The following is a 21,422-nucleotide window of genomic DNA, read 5'->3' on the forward strand; positions in this document are numbered from 1 at the left end:
GATCTGCAAACACCGAATTCAAATCATTCTGCATAAAAAAACCGGATCTAAAATCCGGTCTCATTATTATTTATTGGAATATTCAAATTTTCTTACTGCTTCCAGTGTCATATCAATTTCTTTATCCTTAATGGCATCACTGATGAAGTACGTTTCGTATCCACTTGGTGGTAAATACACTCCATTCTGAAGCATCTGGTGGAAGAAGTTATTGAACAATGAATGATTAGCTTCCTGAGCTTCATCAAAGTTGGAAACTCTGTTGATATGGAAGAAAACAGACATCATAGAACCTTTTCTGTTGATTTTATGAGCAATTCCTTTTTCGTTTAAAATTTTTCCGATTTCAAAATCCAATGTTTCTGTCGTCTTATGCAATCTGTTGAAAAATTCAGGATCGTTTTTAATAAGCTGAAGTGTTTTTAATCCCGCTCTCATCGCTAAAGGATTTCCACTTAATGTTCCTGCCTGGTAAACACCGCCTTTTGGAGCCAGGTGATCCATAATTTCGTTTCTTCCTGCGAAAGCTCCTACCGGAAGTCCTCCACCGATTACTTTTCCGTAAGTTACTAAGTCTGCTTTTACATTGAAAAGTTCCTGAGCTCCTCCGAAAGCCAATCTGAAACCGGTCATTACCTCATCAAAGATTAATAAAGCTCCGTTTTCATCACAGATCTTTCTCAGGTTTTGTAAGAAGTTATTTTCCGGCAGTACACATCCCATATTTCCTGCAACCGGCTCTATAATTACCGCTGCAATTTCTCCCTGATTGTGACGGAAAAGATCTTCTACCTGTTCAAAATCGTTATAACGTGCTAATAAAGTATCTTTCGCTGTACCTGCTGTTACTCCCGGAGAATTTGGATTTCCAAAGGTAGCAGCACCGCTTCCCGCTTTGATCAGGAATGAATCTGAATGTCCGTGATAACAGCCTTCAAATTTTACAATTTTATCTCTTCCTGTATAACCTCTTGCCAGTCTTATGGCACTCATACATGCTTCTGTTCCTGAAGAAACCATTCTGATCTGGTCAATATTCGGGACGTTATCAATAATAAATTTTGCAATTTCTGTTTCCAGTTCTGTAGGTGCTCCAAAAGAGAATCCTTTCTCTGCCTGAATCTTCAGTTCTTCCAGTACTTCAGGATGTGTATGTCCCAAAATGGCTGGCCCCCATGAATTGATATAATCAATGTAAGTATTGTCATCTGCATCGGTAAGGTAAGCCCCTTTTGCCGATTTCATAAAAACAGGAACACCTCCTACGGATTTGAATGCTCTTACCGGAGAGTTTACTCCTCCCGGAATGTATTTGTAGGCTTCATCAAACAAAGCCGAACTTCTTTGATACTTCATATATACTTAGTTGCTGTTGGCAGTTGCCGGTTGGCATTTAACTGTCAACGGTAAACTCTCAACAAAAAATTAATTAGTTTCGTGGTTTTTTGTCTATTAAATAAATCAGCTGTCCTGCAGAGGGCTGCTGCCCTTCATCCATTCTGTTTTTAGCATACAGTTTATTTAATTTGATTCCGAATTTCTGGGCGATATCATGCATATCTTCTCCGGATTCTGCTTTATAGGTAGCTGTATTTCCTGTAGAATTTTTTGATTCAAGAAAAACAATATCATTTTTCTTTAAGGTTTCACCTTCCAGTTCATTCCACTTTATCAGTCTGCTTTCGCTGACTTTGAATTTATTGGCGATGAATTTCACATCAGTATCTTCAGGAATTACAATATACTTCAGACCGTCATTCGGGTGGCTTTTGATAAGAATGGAATTAAGAATTTCAGCTTTCGTTTTGATTCTTTCCACTCTTTTTTGCTGTTGTGCGTAAGAAGTCTGTTTGTAAGGAACTTCTACGGTAACCGGGTCTTTAGCTTTTTTAACAGCTTTTGAAGGGTCCAGCTGTGCCATGAAAGTTCTGTCGTCTTTCAGATCCGGATACATTTTAAGTACGGCATACAATACCTCATTAGAACTGGTATTGTCGAATTCATAGAGCTTGTACTTTTCAATTTTAGTGATAAGAATTGAAGCGTAACGTGGGTTGGTAGCATAGCCTGCTTTTTTTAAACCTGTTGCCCATGCTCTGTAATCTCTCATATCCAGTTTGAAAAGGTTTGCGTAATATTTTCTTGTGGATAAAAATATAGAATGGTCTTCATAAGACTGTCTTGGATCATCATACACGCGGAAGCATTCATTAGGTGCATCATCGGTATGTTTCATCGTTCTACCGGTCCAGTCTTCTTTACATTTTATACCGAAGTGGTTTTTACCTTCCTGTGCTAATCTGCTTTGCCCTCCTCCGGTTTCTAACAACCCTTGTGCAAGCGTAATAGAAGCCGGAATTTTATATTTTTCCATTTCTTCTACGGCATATTTAGCAAACTTCTGAATATACTGATCTTCGGTTGCCCAGGTCTGGGCAGAAAATTTTGATAAAACTAAAAGGCTTATGGATAGGAAAAGTCTTTTCATCTTATATTTTTTATTGTTTTAAAATGAAAGATGGAACACTAAGTGTTTCATGTTTTTCAATTTACTTATATAATTAAATTTCTATTCTGTTTTTCTAAAAGCAGATTAGCGCCCTCAATTCCCTGTAATCCACCAGTATGAAAGCATAAAATCCTGCTGTTTTCAGGAAAATAATCATCTTCAATCAGTTCAAAAACTTTCTCCATCATTTTTCCTGTATATATCGGTTCTAAAGGAATACCATATTTCTCTTTGAAATCATTGATAAAACGGATGTTTTCATCATTTATTTTACCGTAACCTCCAAAACATGAATCTATTAGATTAAAATTCTGTCTCAAAGTTAATTCAAAAATTTTATTTTCAAGTGAAGTATCATTAACTACGTTAAATCCTATAACTTTCTGATTGTCTTCACTAAATTTTGAAATTCCTGCAATGGTTCCTCCGGTTCCAACTGCGGTGCAAAGATAGTCAAAATCTTTTGTTTGTTCATTGAGCATCATTTTCACCCCTTCCACAGCTTCTTCATTGGTGCCTCCTTCAGGTACTATTAAAGCCTCGGGAAACTCCTGATGAAGGAATTCTGTCAGTTTTTCTTTATGACGGTATTCTTCACGGGTGACAAATTTCAGGTTCATGCCATTTCTTTTCGCAAAAAGTAAAGTAGGATTATCCCGCCATTTATGCTGCAGTTCTTCCCCTCTTATGATTCCCAACGTAGGAATATCTGCTAAATTTCCAACTGCAGAAACCGCAGCGATATGATTGGAAAAGGCTCCCCCAAAAGTAATAATATAAGGTTTATCCGGATTTTTTTCCAGATAATGGTTCACGTTGTAAAACAGTTTCCAGTATTTATTGCCTGAAATCAGCGGATGAATCTGGTCTTCCCTTTTAATGAAAAGTTTTACATTTTTATGAATGGGAATTTCCTGAATGGAAACAGGTTCTGTGGGAAGTTGTAATAGCATTTCAGTTTTTAGCGGCTCAAGGTTTATTCTTTACAAAAGTAGGAAAAGATTTAGTCTTCCCGGGATTTCTGGCTTTATTAGTAATTATGTTTAGATCTTTCAATCTGAACCTCTCCACCTCGAACCCCAAATCCTGAATATTGAAACCCCAAATCCCGAAACTCGCCAATAACTCTACAGATATTTCCTGAAGTTCCAGAATTTTCTTTTTTGCAGATAGTTCAGGTTATTTTCATTCGTGTACGCTTCTCTTTCAAAGGAGATTCTTCTGTAAGCCAGATAACCGTCTTTGAGTTTGAAAACCCAATAATAATATTCAATAACATAGAAAATGTAGAAGAAAATGATAAGCATTTCCAGCTGTTGACGTAAATGGATTTTTTCGTGATTGATCAATACATTATTTTCCTTATCTTCGGGTTTCCTAATGAAGATAAAGGGAAAGAGAGCAATGCCATTAATTTTTAATTTTTTTAAAGGCTTTTGGCATACAATTATCATAGTAACAAATATAAAAAGTTTTTTGACTAGCATTTAACTTATGGCCCATTATGACATCAAAGAAGGTGAAGACTTCTACTATAATGAACAGGGGTACAAGGTTTTTACAGAAAAATTTCATCTGAAAAGAGGTTATTGCTGTAAAAGCGGCTGCAGACACTGTCCTTACGGGTACGATAAAAAGACTGATACATTCATTAAAAATGATAAAAAAAATAAATAAAATGAAAAAATATATTTTTATTTTGTTGGCATCTGCTACTTTAGGATTAACTTCTTGTAGCCCTTTTCAGGTACGTTCAGATTATGCTGAAACCGCCAATTTCAATTCTTTCAAAACGTATAAAATAAGAATTGATGATCTAAAATTGAATGATATTGATAAAGACAGAGTCCTGAATGAACTTTCGAGACAGCTTCAGAGCAAAGGGCTTCAATCCGGAGAAAATCCAGATTTGATTATCAATGTAAAAGCTAACCATAAAAAGGTTACGGATATCAATTCTTCTTCACCTTACGGAATGTGGGGATGGGGCGGACCATTCGGATGGGGCGTTGGAATGAGCAGAACGTGGACTTCAAATTACAATGAAGGTGCACTGATCGTAGACCTTATTGATGCAAAAACCAACAAATTGGTTTGGCAGGGTATCGGAAGCGGAATTTCTGTAGATTCTCCAAAAGCGAAACAGAGACAGATTCCGGAAATCATGGCTGAGATTATGAAAAATTATCCGCCACAAAGAAAATAAATTTAAGTCATCCATTATATAAGCCAGTATTTTTTACTGGCTTTTTTTATGGGAAATTATCCCGTTTTTCCACAGATAACAAAAATTTGCACAGATGATTTTTTAATATGGTCCTCAATTCTTTAAGTTTTGGCTAAAGCCAATGGAAACTTTTTTATTTTAGCCCGGATCTATTGAATATAGAAGTACCTAACACAAATACCGAAATCCCAAAACACGAAACCCGAATCACGAAACCCAAACATATTCATTCACAACTTCTTACATGCTATACATTTAAAATTAACGCTTACTTAATTTTTTATTCACAAAAATGTGTTATTCTTGCTTAAACTTAATATTATATGAAAAAAGTTATTTTATTTTCTGTATTTGCGGGACTTGCTCACGCTCAGGCTCCTGCAGGATACTACAATTCTGCCAACGGACTGAGTGGCGCAGCACTGAAAACGGAATTGAGCAGCATTATTACCAATGGACATTTGGACAAAGGCTACAATGGGCTGTGGACTGCTTACAAAACCACTGATATTGATAAGGATTATGAAAATGACGGTTCTATCCTTGATATCTATTCTGAAAAGCCTGTAGGTACAGATCCTTATAATTACACTCCGGGAACCAACCAGTGTGGAACTTATTCTACGGAAGGAAATTGCTACAACAGAGAGCACATTGTTCCTCAGAGTCTTTTCAATCAGGCTTCTCCGATGGTTGCTGATATTCACTTTATCAGAGCTACAGACGGAAAAGTAAACGGAATGAGAAGTAATTATCCTTTTGGAAAGGTAGGAAGTGCTACATTTACTTCACAGAATGGGTCAAAACTTGGAACGTCAGTTTCTTCAGGGTATTCCGGGACGGTTTTCGAGCCGATTGATGAGTTTAAAGGAGATGTGGCGCGTATGATTTTCTATTTTGTAACCCGTTACCAGAGTAAACTTTCTACTTTCTCATCAGGAAACATGTTAGGAAGCTCTACCTTCCCGGGATTACAGACATGGGAACTGAATGTTCTTCTGGCATGGCATAATCAGGATCCGGTTTCTCAGGCTGAAATCAAAAGAAATAATGCTTCTTATACTTTCCAGGGGAACAGAAATCCATTTATTGATAACCCGAATTATGTAAATCTTATCTGGGGTTCTCAACAGCCTTCAGGCGATACTCAGGCTCCAACCGCAGCAACAGGGCTGAATGTTTCAGGAAAAACTTCCAACAGTATTTCTCTTGCATGGAATGCTTCAACGGATAATGTAGGAGTAACTGCTTACAATGTTTATATGGACGGAAATCTGGCCACTACGGTTAGTTCAACTTCAACGACTATTTCAGGACTTACTCCTTCTACTACTTACAGCTTCTATGTTGTAGCGAAGGATGCGGCAGGAAATTCGTCATCAAACAGTTCAACGGTTTCCACTACTACCAATTCAGGAGGTACTACGCCAGCGACTAATTGTGCCAATGAAACTTTTGAAACAATTCCTGCAGCCAACTCTACTTACACAACCAGAACATGGAGTAATGGAGGAATCTCATGGACAGCAACGGATGCAAGAACTGACCAAACTATTAACAATAAAGCGATTACAGTAAGAAACGGGTCTTTAACTTCCGGTACCTCAGCAAACGGTATTGGTTCTTTGACGGTAACTACGCAGCTTAAATTCTCAGGAACGAATGGTACTTTTGATGTAAAAGTAAACGGAACAACCGTAGGAACTATACCTTACAGTACTTCATCTACAACTACAACCATCAATAATATCAATATTTCCGGAAATGTAGTGGTAAGCCTGGTTAATACTTCATCAAGTAACAGAGTTGCTATTGATGATCTTGCTTGGACATGCTATCCGGGAACATCTGCAAGAATGGCACAAACTACTGCTTTGGAAACTTCAGCAAAGAGCTTTAAAATTTCACCTAACCCAATTACTAACCAGGAGATTTTTGTAAAAGGAGATCTTCAGAAAGTAAAAAAAGCTGAAATTTATAATCTCCAGGGGAAAGTTCTTCAGACGATTGATCAGCCTTTCAGAGATGGAAATTCTATTAAAACCAGAAATCTTGGTCAGGGAATTTATATTTTGAAACTGGATCAGACTACGATGCAGTTCCTTGTAAAATAATTCAGATATCAACTTTATATAAAATGCCGGCCTTTTTTAGACCGGCATTTCTTATTTTTAAAACTTTAATTGAGTAGATTTTTTAACGCAAGATTTTATTTTACTGCTTTACATTTTTAGAAAGCAAAGAAGGATCAGCAAGCTTATGGACGAAGCGAATATTATAAAGAGATTTTATCCAGATCAGGATATCCTGATCCTTTTAACAGGTCTTTCCATTCTTTATTTTTGAAAACGAAGAGATTACAGCGGTATTCGTCAGGTCTGTTGTCTATTTTGGTTTCGCAGTAGTAATAGAGCATATCTTTGTTTCTCCAGATAGCCACTTCCTGTCTGAGTTTATTTTGAGTCTGGATGATCTCATTATCTTTCACTTCTGATTCAAAACCCTCATGTATGGTATCAAAACTAGGCTTCTGAAGTGTTTTGTTTAAGTTATCCAGAAGGGCTTTTTTTTCCTGTTCTGTATAAATATCAAGCTGATACATTCCCAATTCGTCTTCTTTTTCATTGGCAAGAGGACCAATTTCCTGATCTACTTTTCCGAAGTGTAAAATTACTTTATTGGTATTTTTATTATTCTTTCCTTCCAGATCTATTCCGTTGAAGTGTAATAATTCTTTTGATGAAAAAGCAAGTTTTTCATTTCCGATAAGGGTCACTTCACTGGTACGTACTGCTTCTTTGGCTGTTGCTCCGGCAGATTTTAAAATTTCATTAATATTTTGACCTACAGTGATTTTAGCAAGATTAAAAGGTTCTGTCTGCGTACTTCCCTGTGTTTCAACCAAGGCCTCAGTTTCTTTATTTTTCTGCTGGCCACATGAAGCAATTGCCAAAGAGATCATTGGTATTACTATGTATTTCAATCTTTTCATAATATTAATGTTAGTATGCAGTTATCAATAATAAAACAGAAAAAAAGCGATTCAAGTATATGGATGTGCTTTTTTTCACTCATTCTACAGTTACATTCCTGTCCTTTTACTTTGTTTTTTCTATTCCTGTTCCCAATATTTTATCCCTGAGGTATAAGATATTTTAATTCAAAATTACTGATTCTGTCTGTCTTTAATTATTTTAGACCAATCGGTAAACATTTTAGTAATGGTATTAGCATTAATTAAACTGAAAATAAACATTCCAGTAAAGACCGTAAGCCAGCAATATGCCAGCTTTACTCCATTTTTGTCTGTAATAAAGAAAAGTACAAATATGGTAATAGCTCCCAATATAAATGTAAAAAGCAGTGTATACATCAATACATGAATGATGTACATATTGAATTTAAGCTTTCTGAATATCCAGCCTATCAATGCAACCGGAATAAATAACAGCAGGGGCAGGAACATAGCTCCAAATATGGTAACTTCCGGGAAGTCTGCCATTTTGCTTTCTAATCCGAAAAAAGTATTAAAACTGAACTCCATTATATTGTTTTTCAGAATCTGTTATTTCCAGTAATGTTTTGTCTTTATATGCAAGTATTTTTGCCAATATAACATTTGGAAATTCATGAATTCCTATGTTATAAAGGTTAACACTGTCATTAAAAAATTCTCTTCTGTCTGCTATTTTGTTCTCCAACTCAGAAACTCTCTTCTGAAGCTCCAGAAAATTAGTATTGGATTTCAATTCTGGGTAGTTTTCTGAAACGGCAAAGAATGAAGACAATGCCTTTGAAGTTTCATTGGCCAGGGTTGTTCTTTGGTCTGCATCTGTAGTGTTATTATAAAAAGTCCTGAGCTCTGTAAGACGTGTAAGCAGTTTTTCTTCGTAGTTCATAAAGTGCTTGGCTACCGTTACCAGATTGGGAATTTCATCTGCACGTTGTTTCAGCACCACATCAATATTCCCGTATGCTTTATCAACGTTAAATTTGAGCATAACCAATTTGTTGTACAGATTGATCAAAAAACTGATAATAACTACTCCTAAGAGGATAAGTAATATGATTGCGACAGTCTGATTCATTATTGTATGAGTATATAAATAATTATTAACAGGATAACCGAGCAGGTAAACATAAATGATCTCAGCAACGGCTGATATTTGTTCCAGACACTGATTCCTGATGATGAAGTAATCCCCAGAATTTTATAATAATCATCTTTTCTTATGAAAGGTACTCCGTTTTTAGCATCGGCATATCCTACCAACAACATCTTCTGACCATCTTTTAAAAGGATTTCTTTGTATCTTTTACCACCGTGACTGCTTATATTGGTTTCTTCTAATAAAACCAGCTCTATTCCTTCCGGTTCTACGTCAATTGTTCCTGTATTATCTGTAATCTGAAAGATATTGCACTGTGTTTCTCTATGAATGGTTCTGTACGTTTCTTTGCCATCCGAATCTCTCCCAATATCTTCAATGGTATAGTAATATCCGATACAAACTTCGTTCTTTACCGGGGAGAATAAAGGATTTTTCATCACTAAAGTTCCTTCAATTTCTGCCAGGCCTTTTGCTACTGAATGAATTTTCGAGGTGGGAAGCGATGACTGCAGTCGTAAAAAACGTTTTGCAGCATTAGGTTTCATTAAAGCAATAAAGATGAGGATGAAAACCACCAAGGGAATAAGAATAATTGCCTTTTCCGCATAGCTGTCATAGTTATTGGCAATTTCATAAGCATATTCATGGAATGGCATTTTTTCTTTGAAGATGACCCATAATATAAAATAAATAAAAAATGATGCTATTATTCCCAGAATAACATATCCTGTATATGATCTTCCTTTATTACCTCCCATATGCCTCGTCTGAACACTTTACTTTTCAAATCCGATGAATGCTTTTGTAAAGTTATCGTATTTAATGTCTTATTCCGGTATTATTTTTTCTTTTCTAAATAACTTCAGAGTTTTTTAGTTCATGTATTTATACCACGGAGAAGCCGAAGGTGTTGGATATTTTAATCCAAATACAGCATTATTACGATACGCATCTTTCGTAACGGAAATGTATTTGTTTCTTATTTTTCCATCATCTTCAATAGAGATACTGAGTATGGAATAATTTTTACCATCATCCCAGAAGAAAGAAGTTGGATAAGTAAAGGCATTTTTTTGATTTTGATCCCATGACACTTTTTCGGGAGAAAGTTTTTTAAGCTTTTCAAAAATTGGCTTTACAAGTTTAGCATCTACGGTTGCCTTATCAGTGATAGAAGCTGTAGGATTTCCATGTTTTTTCACTATTTTTTCTACAAATTCCAGAGAATATTTTTCTGCAGCATTGGTATCTACAGCTCCTACTTTTCCTTTGTAGATCGTAATTCTTGTACCCATCGTATTGTCTAAGGGTATATTTCCGTAGGTTACTCCTGTATTTTCATCAGCATAGTATTGAATGATATCTGCTTTTGCGGCATCTTTCATAAATAAATCTTTGTTTTCAAAGTCATACTTCTTTGCATCATCGCCTAATGTAACTGATGAAAGATCAAATGATTTATTTCCACAACAGATATTGATCAATACTATAAAAATCAATATCAGAACTCTTGCTTTTTTCATACTACTTTATATTTTGATGATTACTATAATTCGTTATTCTTTATTACACCTTTCTTTTTTAAACTATTCTTTATGATTTCAAATATATGAATACTATACAGGAAATATTAATGAAAATAAGCAATAATGCAAGTCTGGAGGAAAAAGCTATTCTTTTTTTCATGGGATATGAGGTGGTGTAAGTAGAAATTAAAGAAGCAAAAAATGCCGCAAATCCTGTAAAAATACAGCCAGCAGCAAACATTACCCAATCCAGCTGCAGAGCATTTGTAGTATCCTTTCCTACTTTATCTGTTATCTTTAGTTTCTGTCCCACAGTGGGTGGATGATCACTGGTAATGTCCAGTGTCTTTGTCACTTTTTCTCCCTTGGTATCTGTATATTCTACTTTTGGAAAGAAAATTACTTTATCTCTGTAGGTAGAGGTTGAAAAGTTTTTAAACTTTGTAATTTCTTTTTTATATCCCACTACAGTTGCTTCATATTGAGGTTCATTAAAGGTTCTGTAAGCCTTTTCCCAAAAAAAATTGTATGAAAGTACAAATGCCATTGCATTTACAGAAATCATGATGATTGAAATGATAAAAAGAAGGAAAGCTTTCTCCAGAAGGTCTCCTTTTTTCCCTGACTGATCTCTGTTTGCAGCAAATTTCGTGAAGATTTTATATCCTATATACAGAGAAAATATGACAATAACTGCTGTAAAATATCCTAAAAAAGTCATTTTCAATGATTAAATAATACTGAAGCCTTTTTCTTTTGTTCTCATATGAAGTTTCACTTCCATTTCTATATTGCTTTGTTTTTCAATATCGGGGCTTTTGAACTGCAATGGTTGTGAGCCGTCTTTTCTCATCAGCCTTACCAATTTTCCATATCCCATTATCTCAAGCTGCAGATCTGATTCATGAAGTTCTTCAACTTCCAGGTTTTGAGAAAATAACTGGTCTGCACTTTCTAAAAATCTTTTCTTTCTATCTTCTGTATAGTACAAAGCCTGTTCCTGCAGTTTCATTTTGTCCAGTGACATTTCCAGGTATTTTCCGGCATTATGACTTTGCAGTACTGTTCTGATCTGCTTATAATATTTAAAAACATCGTTGAAAAGATCTTCTTTTTTGATGTCTTTCAAATCTACTGAGTTCTGCCATCCATCCAGTACAAAAGGGAGTTCGACTTCTATTTCTCCTGCGATTTCAAAATGAGGATATTTAATATTGTCACTCAGGCCATCCCACGGAGATTCTATTTTGGGATGAAAAGCGGATCGTGAAGCCTTCCAGTTATCAAGCTCTGCACAGAAGAAATCGATGGACATCATATCATCTTCATCCAGAATATTTTTTCCTAAACGAGGATACATTTTCCCGGTCACTTTATATTTCCCGCTCTGAAGCAATGCCTGATTGATCATTGTATCACCTCCGAATCCTCCTTCTTTTGTTTCGTCTCCATACCAGTCTATCACAGGAACATCATTTACGTAGATGGTTCCTGAGCAGTACAGCCTCGGATATACAGAATATAATGGTTTTTTAAAATTATGCATACGTCAATTTAAGTTAAATATTTTTTTTCCAGGTAGAAAGTTTCTTCTTTTATTGCTTTTTCTTCTACTTTAAAATTACTTTTCCACCAGCCCACTTCTCCTTCTATTTCTACTGAAAGAACTACTCCTGAAAATTTCAGGATCGGCTGTATGAATAATCCTTTGGAATCTGAATCCAATACAATATCTCCTCCAAAGTAAGAATCGGCTTTTGCAGCTGCTTTAAATGTCATAATTGGCTTTGATTTGGTTCCTTTTACTGTTCCAATCTCGACACTTACACTAAGTTCAATGGTAGCTCCCATTTTTCCTCCAATGGTGGTTTTACCCTGCATATTAATCCCGTTGATACTGTCAATTTTCAGGGCATCTACCATTATTTCCAGTTCGCCATAGAAAGTTGCTGTAAAGGTTACCGAAGCACCTAATTTTTCTAATCCTCCACGGAATTTATTTATAATTCTCGCAGCAGCCGGGTTCCCTGTTGCCCCATAAGAGGCCGCCGCAATAGCAGCTCCCAGGATATCTATGACCACTTCAGCTCCGATAAGGGGTTTAAAACCAAAGCCCACTTCACCGATTACGCTGAGTGTATTTCTTTCATTCACTCTTTCCAGATACCATTTTCCTACGACGGTAAATTTTGGATATCTGACATTAAAACCTACCGGTATTGCTGTTTCTTTTGCTGCACTTTGCGCATAATTGATTGCATTTTGTACAATATTTACAGCGGTGGCAATCATTCTTGCTACCAGTTTAATTTTATCTGCAAATTCATTGGTAAAGCTTCTCTTTTCTCTCCCGGCATCCCATTCAGCGGATATTCCCAGCCCTATTGAAATCGGAACTTTTCCGGTTTCATTCATTCTCATTCTGTTATATCCTGCCTGTCTGGATTTTTCCTGGTGTTTTGCATAAACAGATCCAGGCGGCATATTGGCCGCTTTATAATTAGATACATTTACTAAAAACTCAAGAGCAAGTTCCCATTTAATATCCGGATAAGCTTTGATAAGTACCGTAGTTCTTTTTTCATTGCTGAAATATCTACAGCTGTGAACATGCAAATGAAACTGATTCGGATTGGACGCTGAAGGCCAGATGTATTCTATTGGAAAAGCACTGACTCTGGACAGGTTTGAATACACTCCATAAGTAAATGAAGGAGTTGTAAATGTTTTTACTGTGTCTCCTTTATCTATTGCCTGTCCTACGTCTACAACCAGGGTTTGTTTTTTATGTTTTCCTTTACTGTCTCTGAAGCATTCATTGGTTTGAAAACCTGTAATATCAATGATCAGATTTTTCTTTGTAGACACGCTGGGTGCCACCACTTCATAGTTTACGGTTTGGGCATCATGGGCATTGAATACAAATGAGATATCTACTCTACGGTTGTTTTCATAGTCTTTTTCGTTTTTGTATTTGATATTATCTCTTCCCATTTTGTCATCTGTAGGATCTACTTCTCCTTTTCCTACAGAAATAATTCTTCTGGGATCTAATCCGCCATCTGCAAAGAATTTTTTGACAACATCTGCTCTTTTTTGAGAAAGTCCTCTGTTATAATTTTCTTTTCCTATAACGCAGGCATAACCACTGAGGTTCATGGTGGAATCTTTATGTTCAAGAAGGAATTTGAGCACGTTATTCAGGATTGCGACACCATCTTTATCAATGACCGTAGAATCAAATTTATAGAAGATGGTTCTTTGAATATGTTCCTGTAATTCTGCTGATTTTATCTGTTTTATACCCTCCCCGTTTTTAAAGACTGTAGCTATTGTATTGTTGGCTTTGCCGTCTTTTGTTTCATTTTCAGTGATTTTGATAACTTCAAACTTGCATGGTTCCAGCCTTACAGAACTTACATCCGGCTTATATACTTTGGTTGGTGTCTGATTCTGGGCTCCGTTGGTATTGGTAGTAACTATTTTATTTTTTACATTCAGATAGATGGCATGAAGATCATCCCCCAGATTATCTTTGATGTATTGTTTTGATGCTGTATCTTTTACTTTAACATAGAATTCCTCTACATTCTGAATGTTGTCTACATACGCCATCCAGGCAAATGTATTTTCTATTTTCAGATTTATTTCCCCGTCAATTACCTGTACGTTGTTGTATGTATGCACCAGTTTATCTTTTTTTGCAGACTGCTGGTTCCATAGTTCAATACTTACGGTATTTCCATTCAGACCTTCTGTCATCAGGTTAAGGTGTACAATATGCCCGTAGGAAATATACTCGGTCTTTTTATTGTTTTTTATGCTTTTGCTGTTCTTTTGTGTGGACCACTTGCTGCTTACAATTTTGGGATCACACCAGCCCTTCACATACAATCCTGTATTATTTTTAGTATCTCTTACTCCGGAAAGACTTGCTTCAATATAAAACTGATAACTTCCGCAGTATTGTTTATCTATTAAAAATTTATATCCGCCTGCAGAGGAAACCTGATTGATAATAATTTTTCTGCTGCTGTTCTGTCTCATCCAGATAATAGGTTTCTTTTTGTCTGCATCCGTAGTGCCAGGCAGCCATTCGTCAATACCAAACTGCACCCACTGGTCAGGCTTTATGGTAACCCTTTGGCCCGGTACAGACATTTTAGGATAATAAAGCCCACTTACAACTTTTATTTTTTTTACGCCTTTTGCCATTTTTTTATCATTTAGATTGCACCATCCTGACCTCCTCCTGAAGGCTGTTCGTTATACATTTCTTCGGAATCCACCAACGGATTAATCTGCTGCTGGACATCTTTATCTGCATTTTTAAAGTTCTGCTGGCTGGCATCTGCTCTCTGCCCGTGGTCTATAATCTCAATGCATGGAGTCCCGGCAATGGCACATACGGCTTTGCTATCTTCTACAATGATATATCCGCCATTGCTGAGCTGTACCTTATCATAAAACTTCTGCCATTCTGTAACCATGATCTTGCAAGGTGGTGGCGGAACTCCCATTTTGGTACAGTTTCCGAATGTATTTTTTTCAAATGTGGCTGCTCCTATTTCTTTCGTGGTAACGATCAGTTTTTTGGAAGCGCTTTTATCATTGGCATATTCTTTTTGGTGTGTAAGTACTTTCAGCTTGTCCGGAACCTGCCCGAACTGGCATTTGCACATGGCGCCCTGTACTACAATATGTTTTTCTGCCATATTAATTTTATCTTTAGTGAAATGGTAATTTAGTTTTTATCAATTCCTGAAACTGATACTGAAATCTTTTTTTCTTCCTGCAGCATGATACTGCATTCCAGGTAAAGAGATTCCGGAAGTGAAGTTTCTCCTTTCATATAGCTTATGAGTCTGAAAGTTCCTTCTTCATTCATCACAGGTTCGTCTTCTATAATCAATGAAAAAGGTGATCTTCTTATAAAATCATCTATGTCTCTTTCTTCATATAATTTGCCTGATCCTTCTACAGTAATCAGACCTGTTTCTCCTTTTAACGGATCTGTTTGCAGCGTAAACTTATATCTGGGCTCAATTGCATTGTCTACTACAGGAAACGTTGCTGTCATCTCCGTTCTGTATTCTTTTCCGAAACTCTGATATATTCCAAAGAACAAAGTGCGGATGAAGTAATCATTTTTAAGGTAAAGATCTATTGCTTCAGGCTGGCTGATCACTTTTTCAATCTTTCCGCAGTATTCGTCTACGGTTTGGCCTTCAAATTCTTTATACAATTCTTCTTTTACGGCCGGCCATCTTTTGATAAATACCTCAGCATTTTCCACTGCTTCAAACTTTCCCTGTTCATCTGTGCTGATCTGTAGCGGGTATAAAATCTTAGAGGTTCTGTACGCCAGGAGATCTGCAATTTCATTGACTTCTTCTTCATTGAGATAAAGGTTTGATGTTCTGTCTATCTCAAAAAAATGATGTCTTTTCTCAGTTTTCAGCCAGCGAACTGATGTTTCATATTTTAATTCGCTTTTATTTTCTCCTTTTTCAATGGTAATGACAACACTGTATCTTCGCACTGAATTTTCCGGCTGAAAAATAAGCCTGTTTCCTCTTCCGAATTTTACCAGAATGTTTTTATCTGCAACCGCCGTTCTGGGAATAAAAAGTTCTTTCTGCCCGTTAAGATTGATCAGGATCATGTCCTTAACAGCACAGTGGTTATTATGGAAGAGTTTTAATGCATCTTTATCCAACCCGTACAGCGAGGCTATACTTTTTAAAGTTTCATCTTTCTGAACGGTATGTATATTGTATTTCTGCATAAAAATATTCCTTCTTCAATTTCTTTATTTGTACGATATTTTTATTAAAAGTTTAGTGGATAACCCTTGTTCTGTTCGGTCTCGGATCCATCCCGATTTTTTCCCTTCTTGCTGACCAGTGAAGGTATTTATGGCGAAGTTTTCTTAAATCGGCTTGTTCCTTTACTTCTTTCTGATAAGCATCCTGACGGTCTTCCGGGACTTCATTTCCTCCATAGGCATCTCTCAGTTCTTTATAATGTCTGAAAGAATAAGGTTTGCCATCTCCCATTACGTAAGTTCTGAGACGGTCTTTTATTCCTATTAAAAACTGATCATTCAAAATGGAATATTTATCATCTGTCATTTTTTTCAGAGTGATAGGAAGGTCTTTATCAATGCCATATTCCGCCATAAAATGTAAAGGAATATAACTGAAAGTCTTCAGAAGATCACGTGATCCTCTTAACGATAAATAGAATCCGGGGGTGATGGTGAGCTCACCTTTTTCGTACCAGCCTTCATTTTCAAGCTCTGTTTTTAATGCTTCTAATTTGCTGCTGGTAGTCCATGACGTTTCTACTTCTTCCCATGTTTCCCTTCCGTTTTCATACGCACCACCTACGTCACAGTGTACTCCTGGAAAAGTTTTTTCAGTTCCAATATGTACTCTTGTGAGGTCAAAGTTTTCTCTGTGCTCGTTTTCTGCAATAAAGTGAACTACTGTCTGAGCTTTTCCAATATCATTAAGACTAAGTTCTTCTACGTCATTGCTGAAATTGGGTACGGGTGACAAATATTTTGAGTAGGAAGAAACGGTATCGTAAATCCCCAGAAACCTTACTTTTAAAACATCTACCTTTAATCCTGCTTCTTCGAGCTTAAGGCCAAGGTGCCCCCATTTCGGAAGTTCTTCTGCGTCTACACTTTTACCGTCATCATCTGAATAAGTGGTCACCGAAACAGCTTCGTTGGCAACGGTACGGGAAGAAGCTTTATATTTTGCTTTTCCAATTTCGTATACAAAATTCCGTGCGGCAGCAGCTCCACGGCTGAATCCGAATACATCGAAAGTAAGAATAGCAATTTTATCTGCTTTTTTTTCTGCTTTAATGGTTTTCACCTTTTTTACAATTTCTTCACAGCCTTTTCTCACTTTTGATCTGATCCCGGTTTCTCCGGTCCCGAAAGCGTATCCCAGCGTAGCATCTCCTTCTTTATCCAGTGTACCGATACCTTCTATGTAAATACCGAAGTTTTTATCATAGTTATCCCACATGCGGGCAACATTACTCCAGTCATTATTGTAGCTGGTATTGTCTGTATCTTTTCCACCGTGTTTTTTATGAGCATCCGTTTTATTTTTTCTTTCGTCTGTATTGGTTTTATTATTCAGGGTTCCGTCAAAAAAAATCCCAATAGTAATATCCAGTACCTCCTCTTTGGATACAGATGGTGTATAACTTCCAAATTGATTGTTGTGCATAGTTCTTGTTTTTAAATTGACTGAATAAACGCTATGATTCTATCTTTTGGGATACTCTGATTTTTGCTTTGGTAACGGCTAGTTTTTCTTTTTCAGATTCTAAAGACACCAGGACTTTAGTATTGTCTTCATTGACTTTAATGGTAAGATTTATGTTTTTATCTTTACCTAGCTTCTGAAACAGGTCAAAAATTTCCTTATCATCAAAAGAGTCTATCCATACTGCATACCTGTTGTTATTTTTATCTTTCCAGTAAAAACCGCAGAACCTTGGAACAGCACGGCTTTTATAGGTATTGTCTTTCAAACTCTGGTCAAAAAGATTTTCCTGTTCTCCGTTATAATTGGTAAAACCGAAGTCTATCCATGTTGCTCCTTCCGGAAGAACTACTGAAGGTTTCCAGTTGTATTTCTCTCTGTATGTATTATAAACATCTGCTGCTGGATATCCTTCTTTTTCAATTTTCTCGCGCACTTCCGGCTTGAATGTCTTATAAGAGGGATCTTTCAGCATTCTGTCTGCAAAGCCTTCATTTAGCATATACTGAGCATTATCGTATGCTTTTTCTTTGGTAATAATAGTATCATGAGCCTGGAAAGCTCCTATTTCTTTCTGGTTTCCCGCTCCTTTCATCCAAAGGACCACTCTGCCCTCCGGAGCCAATCCTACGACAAATGAGTTGTAGGTAGATTTCTTTTTCGTGTCCTGATCTACAAATCCTTCGTCAAAAAGGTTTTTGATCTTTTCTTTATCGAGATTCCATTTTCCGGTATAGAATTTTTTTTCTACCAAAGAATACCATGTGAATTCTAACTGATGAGGGGCATCCATTCTTTCGGTGGTCACGTTCATCGTTCCTCCTTCTTTACCCCATCCTGTATTCTGTGTTCCCCAGATGGCATCAAAAGCGTAAGTGAAATCATCAGCCACAATAGCTCCTTCATATACTTCCATCGGATATTCCTGTGGGGCAGAAACGGTTCCCAGCCAATTGTATTTTTCTTCCATTTTTTTATTCTGACAATTCGTTAATGAAAAACACCATATAAAAAGAATCAGCAGGTTGTATTTACTTATGACCATGGGACATAATCTTCTTGTTACTTGCTAAAACCAGATTATCTCTATGCGCTTCCACATTGATTTTCTTTGCTATTTTTTCAACCTTTTTTCCTACGCTCAGATGATAAGAATCTTTAACTGTGATGCGGAGATTGGTTGCTGTCTTTATGATTGCCATATCAGAAAAGTTTTGATTTTTCAGCACTGTTGAATTCTACAATCTTTCCACTCTGCATGGTCATATTTTCCAGTTCGCTGAACATAGAAATTTCACCTGCTATTTCGTTGGATGTTTCAGATTGTCTCTTGAATTCTTTTTCAATCATTTCTGTTCTGGTATCGGAAGTTTCTGTGATATCTCCCGAAGCCGTAAGTTTCATATCTTTTCCTGCAATGGAAACAATATTGTCGTTTGCGGTACTGGTAATGCTTGCTCCTGCTCCTATTGAAATTTCTTTTCCGGCTGTGATATTGATATTGTCACCTGCATTTAAGGTAAAGTTTTTAGGTGCTTTCATGCTGATATTGCCCTGTCCGTCCATGAAATAAGTATTTCCACTCGGATCCAATATCGTTACGCTACCTTCTTCATCATTCATTAGAATTCTGATTCCACTTCTGGTTTGAATAGACTTAAGGTGGTTGTTTACTCCTCCTCCTAATGCAATACCTCCATGAAACATTCCTCCCATTACAAAAGGTCTGTCCGGATGACTATGAACAAAGTTGACCATCACCTGATCTCCTACTTCAGGAATGGCTACATAACCACGGTTTTGGGTAATCTGATCTGTTCCTCCTGCATCGGGACTCATCATACGGATAAAATGAGTAGTGTCGTTGGTCTGCCAGTCAAATCTTACCTGGATTCTTCCCTGTCCTTCAGGATCTGTATTGGAAATTACCGTTGCGGTCTGCGGTTCAGCCTTTGGAATGGTGTATTCGGGCTTTGGAAGAAATCCTGTATCTGCCGCTATTCCTATGAAGCTTCCGTTATAATGACCTATGGTGTCAATTTCATGTTCTGCTTGTGTAATCATGATTCTGGTAAAATAAGAGGTTTCATTAGAATCCTGTTTACGCATCTGTACATCTGCTACACAACCCGGGTGCAGAAAAGGGACTGTTGTATTTCCTGAAATGGAAAAAACGTTGACAGCTTCGCTTCCTGATGCACTTTTCTGAGAATATTCAACATCAAGGTGTGTGGCAGCTTTGATAGGAGCTATCTGTAAAGCCGGAGTTTTATAAATAGACTCGTTATGACTGTATGCTGTTTTTGCCAGATCACCCACGTGTTTGATCGGTGTTGAACCGGAAGTCAGTCTTTCATTTTTATTGCTGTTGTAGCCATAGAATTGCGGCTTGGTGTGTACAGCTTTCAATTCCACTTTTATATCATTGGCGCTGCTTCCGTAGGTAAGGGTTATGGGCTTGTTCTGAGCAGGCAGTTTTCCGAAGTGTAAGACTTCACCGTCATAATAGAACTGTTCACCATAAGCTTCAGCCATTCTTGCCAGATAGTTATAATGGGTTTCATCATACTGGCTGCTATAGATGATCTGAGAATAGTTATTGGCATCTACCCTGATATCAAAACGGCTTTTGTCAATTCCCTGTTTGATCACTTCTTCTGCAATGATTCCTATATTTACAGACTGCGCGCCTCCAAAACTCTGGATATGTGGCGCCCCGTCAAGGAGAATGGTAGGACTGTATCCGGTAAGGACAATATTTCCCAGGCTCATTTGTTCCTGGCTGAATCCTACTCCTGTAATCACTCCCACAAAGGTTCTTTCCGGGCTGTTGTCTATATCTTTATAGGAAATAACAGCTGTAAGCCGTTTTCCAAGAAACTTATTGGCTTCTTCCAATGAATGGGTCTGTCTGTCTCCCAGGGTATCATGTGCCAGTGTCAGCGTAAATTCGTGGTGTCGTCTGGTACTTTGTTTAAGCTTAAAATGTTTATAGTACTTGATAATTTTCCCTTCTATGACAAGAGAAAGTTTTACCAAACGGTTGATACCTGTATGATGGTTTTCGGAAATACCATCTGCATTCTGCGTCGGACGAAAAGACGTCGCTTGTGATTTTCCAGGTGTATTTGACATATTTTTTAGTGATTTGATTAATTTTCTAAACGATTATTCAACGGGCCGGGAATTTAAAAATAAAAACAAAAGTGCCTGCTGAATACAGTCTTAAAGGTAAAAAAAGACCGTCTTATTTAAGGACAGTCTTTTATTTTTTGCTCATGAAAGACTTAGCTCATCGGCCAAAGTCCGTCATAAGATGAGTTTCCATACGTAATGCTTTCAGCGCTTACTACAAAGCTGATCAGCATATTGTTGCTGTCTACCGCATCAAAGTCTACTTCGTGCTGGATAACATATCCGTTTTCCCACTTCAAAGAGATCAATGTTCCTTCTTCGTGAGATTTATTAAAGTTTATTTCTCCGCTCGTAGGTTTATATTTGCTGTTCAGTAAACTTTCTAAAACATCAGATTTTTCTGTTGCTTCAATTGTTACTTTAATTAATGCGTTTGACGGATCAGATGCTACACGTCCTGAAATGTCTGTAGATCTTGATACGCTGTAGTTAAGCTTTAGCAACTTCTGACCTTCCCCTCCATTGAATTTTAAGATTCCTCTTGAATTTCCTGCCATATTCTTAAATTTTAATCATTAACAACTGTTCCCAGATATAGGATTTATACAACAAAGATAGACT

The 21,422-nt window shown here is 36.9% G+C and carries 22 protein-coding genes; 3 read left to right on the plus strand and 19 right to left on the minus strand.

Going from position 1 to position 21,422, the window contains the following annotated elements; translation table 11 throughout:
• Positions 1-66: 66 nt before the first annotated feature.
• The 4 genes from hemL to DYR29_RS09685 all read right to left on the minus strand — a co-directional run bounded on the left by hemL (position 67) and on the right by DYR29_RS09685 (position 3,963).
• Positions 67-1,356 carry a glutamate-1-semialdehyde 2,1-aminomutase gene (gene hemL, locus DYR29_RS09670; protein ID WP_213280306.1) on the minus strand — a complete coding sequence of 430 codons (1,290 nt, stop codon included), beginning with the start codon at positions 1,354-1,356 and terminating at the stop codon, positions 67-69.
• Between the two features lie 73 nt (positions 1,357-1,429).
• Complete coding sequence (locus DYR29_RS09675) at positions 1,430-2,488, minus strand: glucosaminidase domain-containing protein (RefSeq protein WP_047387303.1); 1,059 nt, start codon at positions 2,486-2,488, stop codon at positions 1,430-1,432.
• Between the two features lie 65 nt (positions 2,489-2,553).
• Positions 2,554-3,462 (minus strand): 1-aminocyclopropane-1-carboxylate deaminase/D-cysteine desulfhydrase, encoded by a 909-nt coding sequence (locus DYR29_RS09680; RefSeq protein WP_213280307.1) that lies wholly within the window; start codon positions 3,460-3,462, stop codon positions 2,554-2,556.
• Positions 3,463-3,636: 174 nt separating this feature from the next.
• Positions 3,637-3,963, minus strand: coding sequence for a hypothetical protein (locus tag DYR29_RS09685; RefSeq protein WP_213280308.1), 327 nt, complete (start codon positions 3,961-3,963; stop codon positions 3,637-3,639).
• Positions 3,964-4,003: 40 nt separating this feature from the next.
• Here DYR29_RS09685 and DYR29_RS09690 point away from each other — a divergent pair, with 40 nt between their 5' ends.
• The 3 genes from DYR29_RS09690 (at position 4,004) to DYR29_RS09700 (ending at position 6,850) form a co-directional block, all read left to right on the plus strand.
• Positions 4,004-4,186, plus strand: coding sequence for a DUF5522 domain-containing protein (locus tag DYR29_RS09690; protein WP_007842321.1), 183 nt, complete (start codon positions 4,004-4,006; stop codon positions 4,184-4,186).
• 1 nt (position 4,187) lies between these two features.
• Positions 4,188-4,715, plus strand: coding sequence for a DUF4136 domain-containing protein (locus DYR29_RS09695; RefSeq protein ID WP_047420971.1), 528 nt, complete (start codon positions 4,188-4,190; stop codon positions 4,713-4,715).
• 344 nt (positions 4,716-5,059) lie between these two features.
• Entirely contained in the window at positions 5,060-6,850 is a 1,791-nt protein-coding gene (locus tag DYR29_RS09700) for an endonuclease (RefSeq protein ID WP_213280309.1), read from the plus strand.
• 161 nt (positions 6,851-7,011) lie between these two features.
• Here the strand turns inward: DYR29_RS09700 and DYR29_RS09705 are convergent, their stop codons facing one another.
• From DYR29_RS09705 to tssD, 15 genes are all read right to left on the minus strand, one after another.
• Positions 7,012-7,728, minus strand: a complete 717-nt coding sequence (locus DYR29_RS09705) for a hypothetical protein (protein WP_213280310.1) — start codon at positions 7,726-7,728, stop codon at positions 7,012-7,014.
• A gap of 174 nt (positions 7,729-7,902) precedes the next feature.
• Positions 7,903-8,280 carry a hypothetical protein gene (locus tag DYR29_RS09710; RefSeq protein WP_213280311.1) on the minus strand — a complete coding sequence of 126 codons (378 nt, stop codon included), beginning with the start codon at positions 8,278-8,280 and terminating at the stop codon, positions 7,903-7,905.
• On the minus strand, positions 8,264-8,737 hold the full coding sequence (locus DYR29_RS09715; protein ID WP_249413662.1) for a LemA family protein: 474 nt from the start codon (positions 8,735-8,737) through the stop codon (positions 8,264-8,266). Before DYR29_RS09715 ends, DYR29_RS09710 begins: the two co-directional genes overlap by 17 nt.
• 86 nt (positions 8,738-8,823) lie before the next feature.
• Positions 8,824-9,606, minus strand: a complete 783-nt coding sequence (locus DYR29_RS09720; RefSeq protein ID WP_213280313.1) for a hypothetical protein — start codon at positions 9,604-9,606, stop codon at positions 8,824-8,826.
• A gap of 114 nt (positions 9,607-9,720) precedes the next feature.
• Positions 9,721-10,371 (minus strand): hypothetical protein, encoded by a 651-nt coding sequence (locus DYR29_RS09725; RefSeq protein WP_213280314.1) that lies wholly within the window; start codon positions 10,369-10,371, stop codon positions 9,721-9,723.
• A 70-nt stretch (positions 10,372-10,441) separates the two neighbouring features.
• A complete protein-coding gene (locus tag DYR29_RS09730) occupies positions 10,442-11,095 on the minus strand; it encodes a hypothetical protein (protein ID WP_213280315.1) in 654 nt (217 codons plus the stop codon).
• 9 nt (positions 11,096-11,104) lie between these two features.
• On the minus strand, positions 11,105-11,920 hold the full coding sequence (locus DYR29_RS09735) for a hypothetical protein (RefSeq protein ID WP_249413663.1): 816 nt from the start codon (positions 11,918-11,920) through the stop codon (positions 11,105-11,107).
• 8 nt (positions 11,921-11,928) lie between these two features.
• Positions 11,929-14,589, minus strand: a complete 2,661-nt coding sequence (locus DYR29_RS09740) for an OmpA family protein (protein WP_213280316.1) — start codon at positions 14,587-14,589, stop codon at positions 11,929-11,931.
• Positions 14,590-14,600: 11 nt separating this feature from the next.
• Positions 14,601-15,089 carry a DUF4280 domain-containing protein gene (locus tag DYR29_RS09745; protein ID WP_213280317.1) on the minus strand — a complete coding sequence of 163 codons (489 nt, stop codon included), beginning with the start codon at positions 15,087-15,089 and terminating at the stop codon, positions 14,601-14,603.
• Positions 15,090-15,118: 29 nt separating this feature from the next.
• Positions 15,119-16,162 (minus strand): hypothetical protein, encoded by a 1,044-nt coding sequence (locus tag DYR29_RS09750; protein ID WP_213280318.1) that lies wholly within the window; start codon positions 16,160-16,162, stop codon positions 15,119-15,121.
• Positions 16,163-16,214: 52 nt separating this feature from the next.
• Positions 16,215-17,627, minus strand: a complete 1,413-nt coding sequence (locus tag DYR29_RS09755) for a T6SS phospholipase effector Tle1-like catalytic domain-containing protein (RefSeq protein WP_213280319.1) — start codon at positions 17,625-17,627, stop codon at positions 16,215-16,217.
• A 31-nt stretch (positions 17,628-17,658) separates the two neighbouring features.
• A complete protein-coding gene (locus tag DYR29_RS09760; protein WP_249413664.1) occupies positions 17,659-18,636 on the minus strand; it encodes a DUF2931 family protein in 978 nt (325 codons plus the stop codon).
• A 61-nt stretch (positions 18,637-18,697) separates the two neighbouring features.
• On the minus strand, positions 18,698-18,868 hold the full coding sequence (locus DYR29_RS09765) for a hypothetical protein (protein ID WP_156106421.1): 171 nt from the start codon (positions 18,866-18,868) through the stop codon (positions 18,698-18,700).
• Between the two features lies 1 nt (position 18,869).
• A complete protein-coding gene (locus DYR29_RS09770) occupies positions 18,870-20,801 on the minus strand; it encodes a type VI secretion system Vgr family protein (RefSeq protein WP_213280321.1) in 1,932 nt (643 codons plus the stop codon).
• 152 nt (positions 20,802-20,953) lie between these two features.
• Complete coding sequence (tssD, locus tag DYR29_RS09775; protein WP_142718533.1) at positions 20,954-21,358, minus strand: type VI secretion system tube protein TssD; 405 nt, start codon at positions 21,356-21,358, stop codon at positions 20,954-20,956.
• Positions 21,359-21,422 lie beyond the last annotated feature (64 nt).

The sequence above is a fragment of the Chryseobacterium indologenes genome (assembly GCF_018362995.1).
GTDB classification, from domain to species: Bacteria; Bacteroidota; Bacteroidia; order Flavobacteriales; family Weeksellaceae; genus Chryseobacterium; species Chryseobacterium indologenes_G.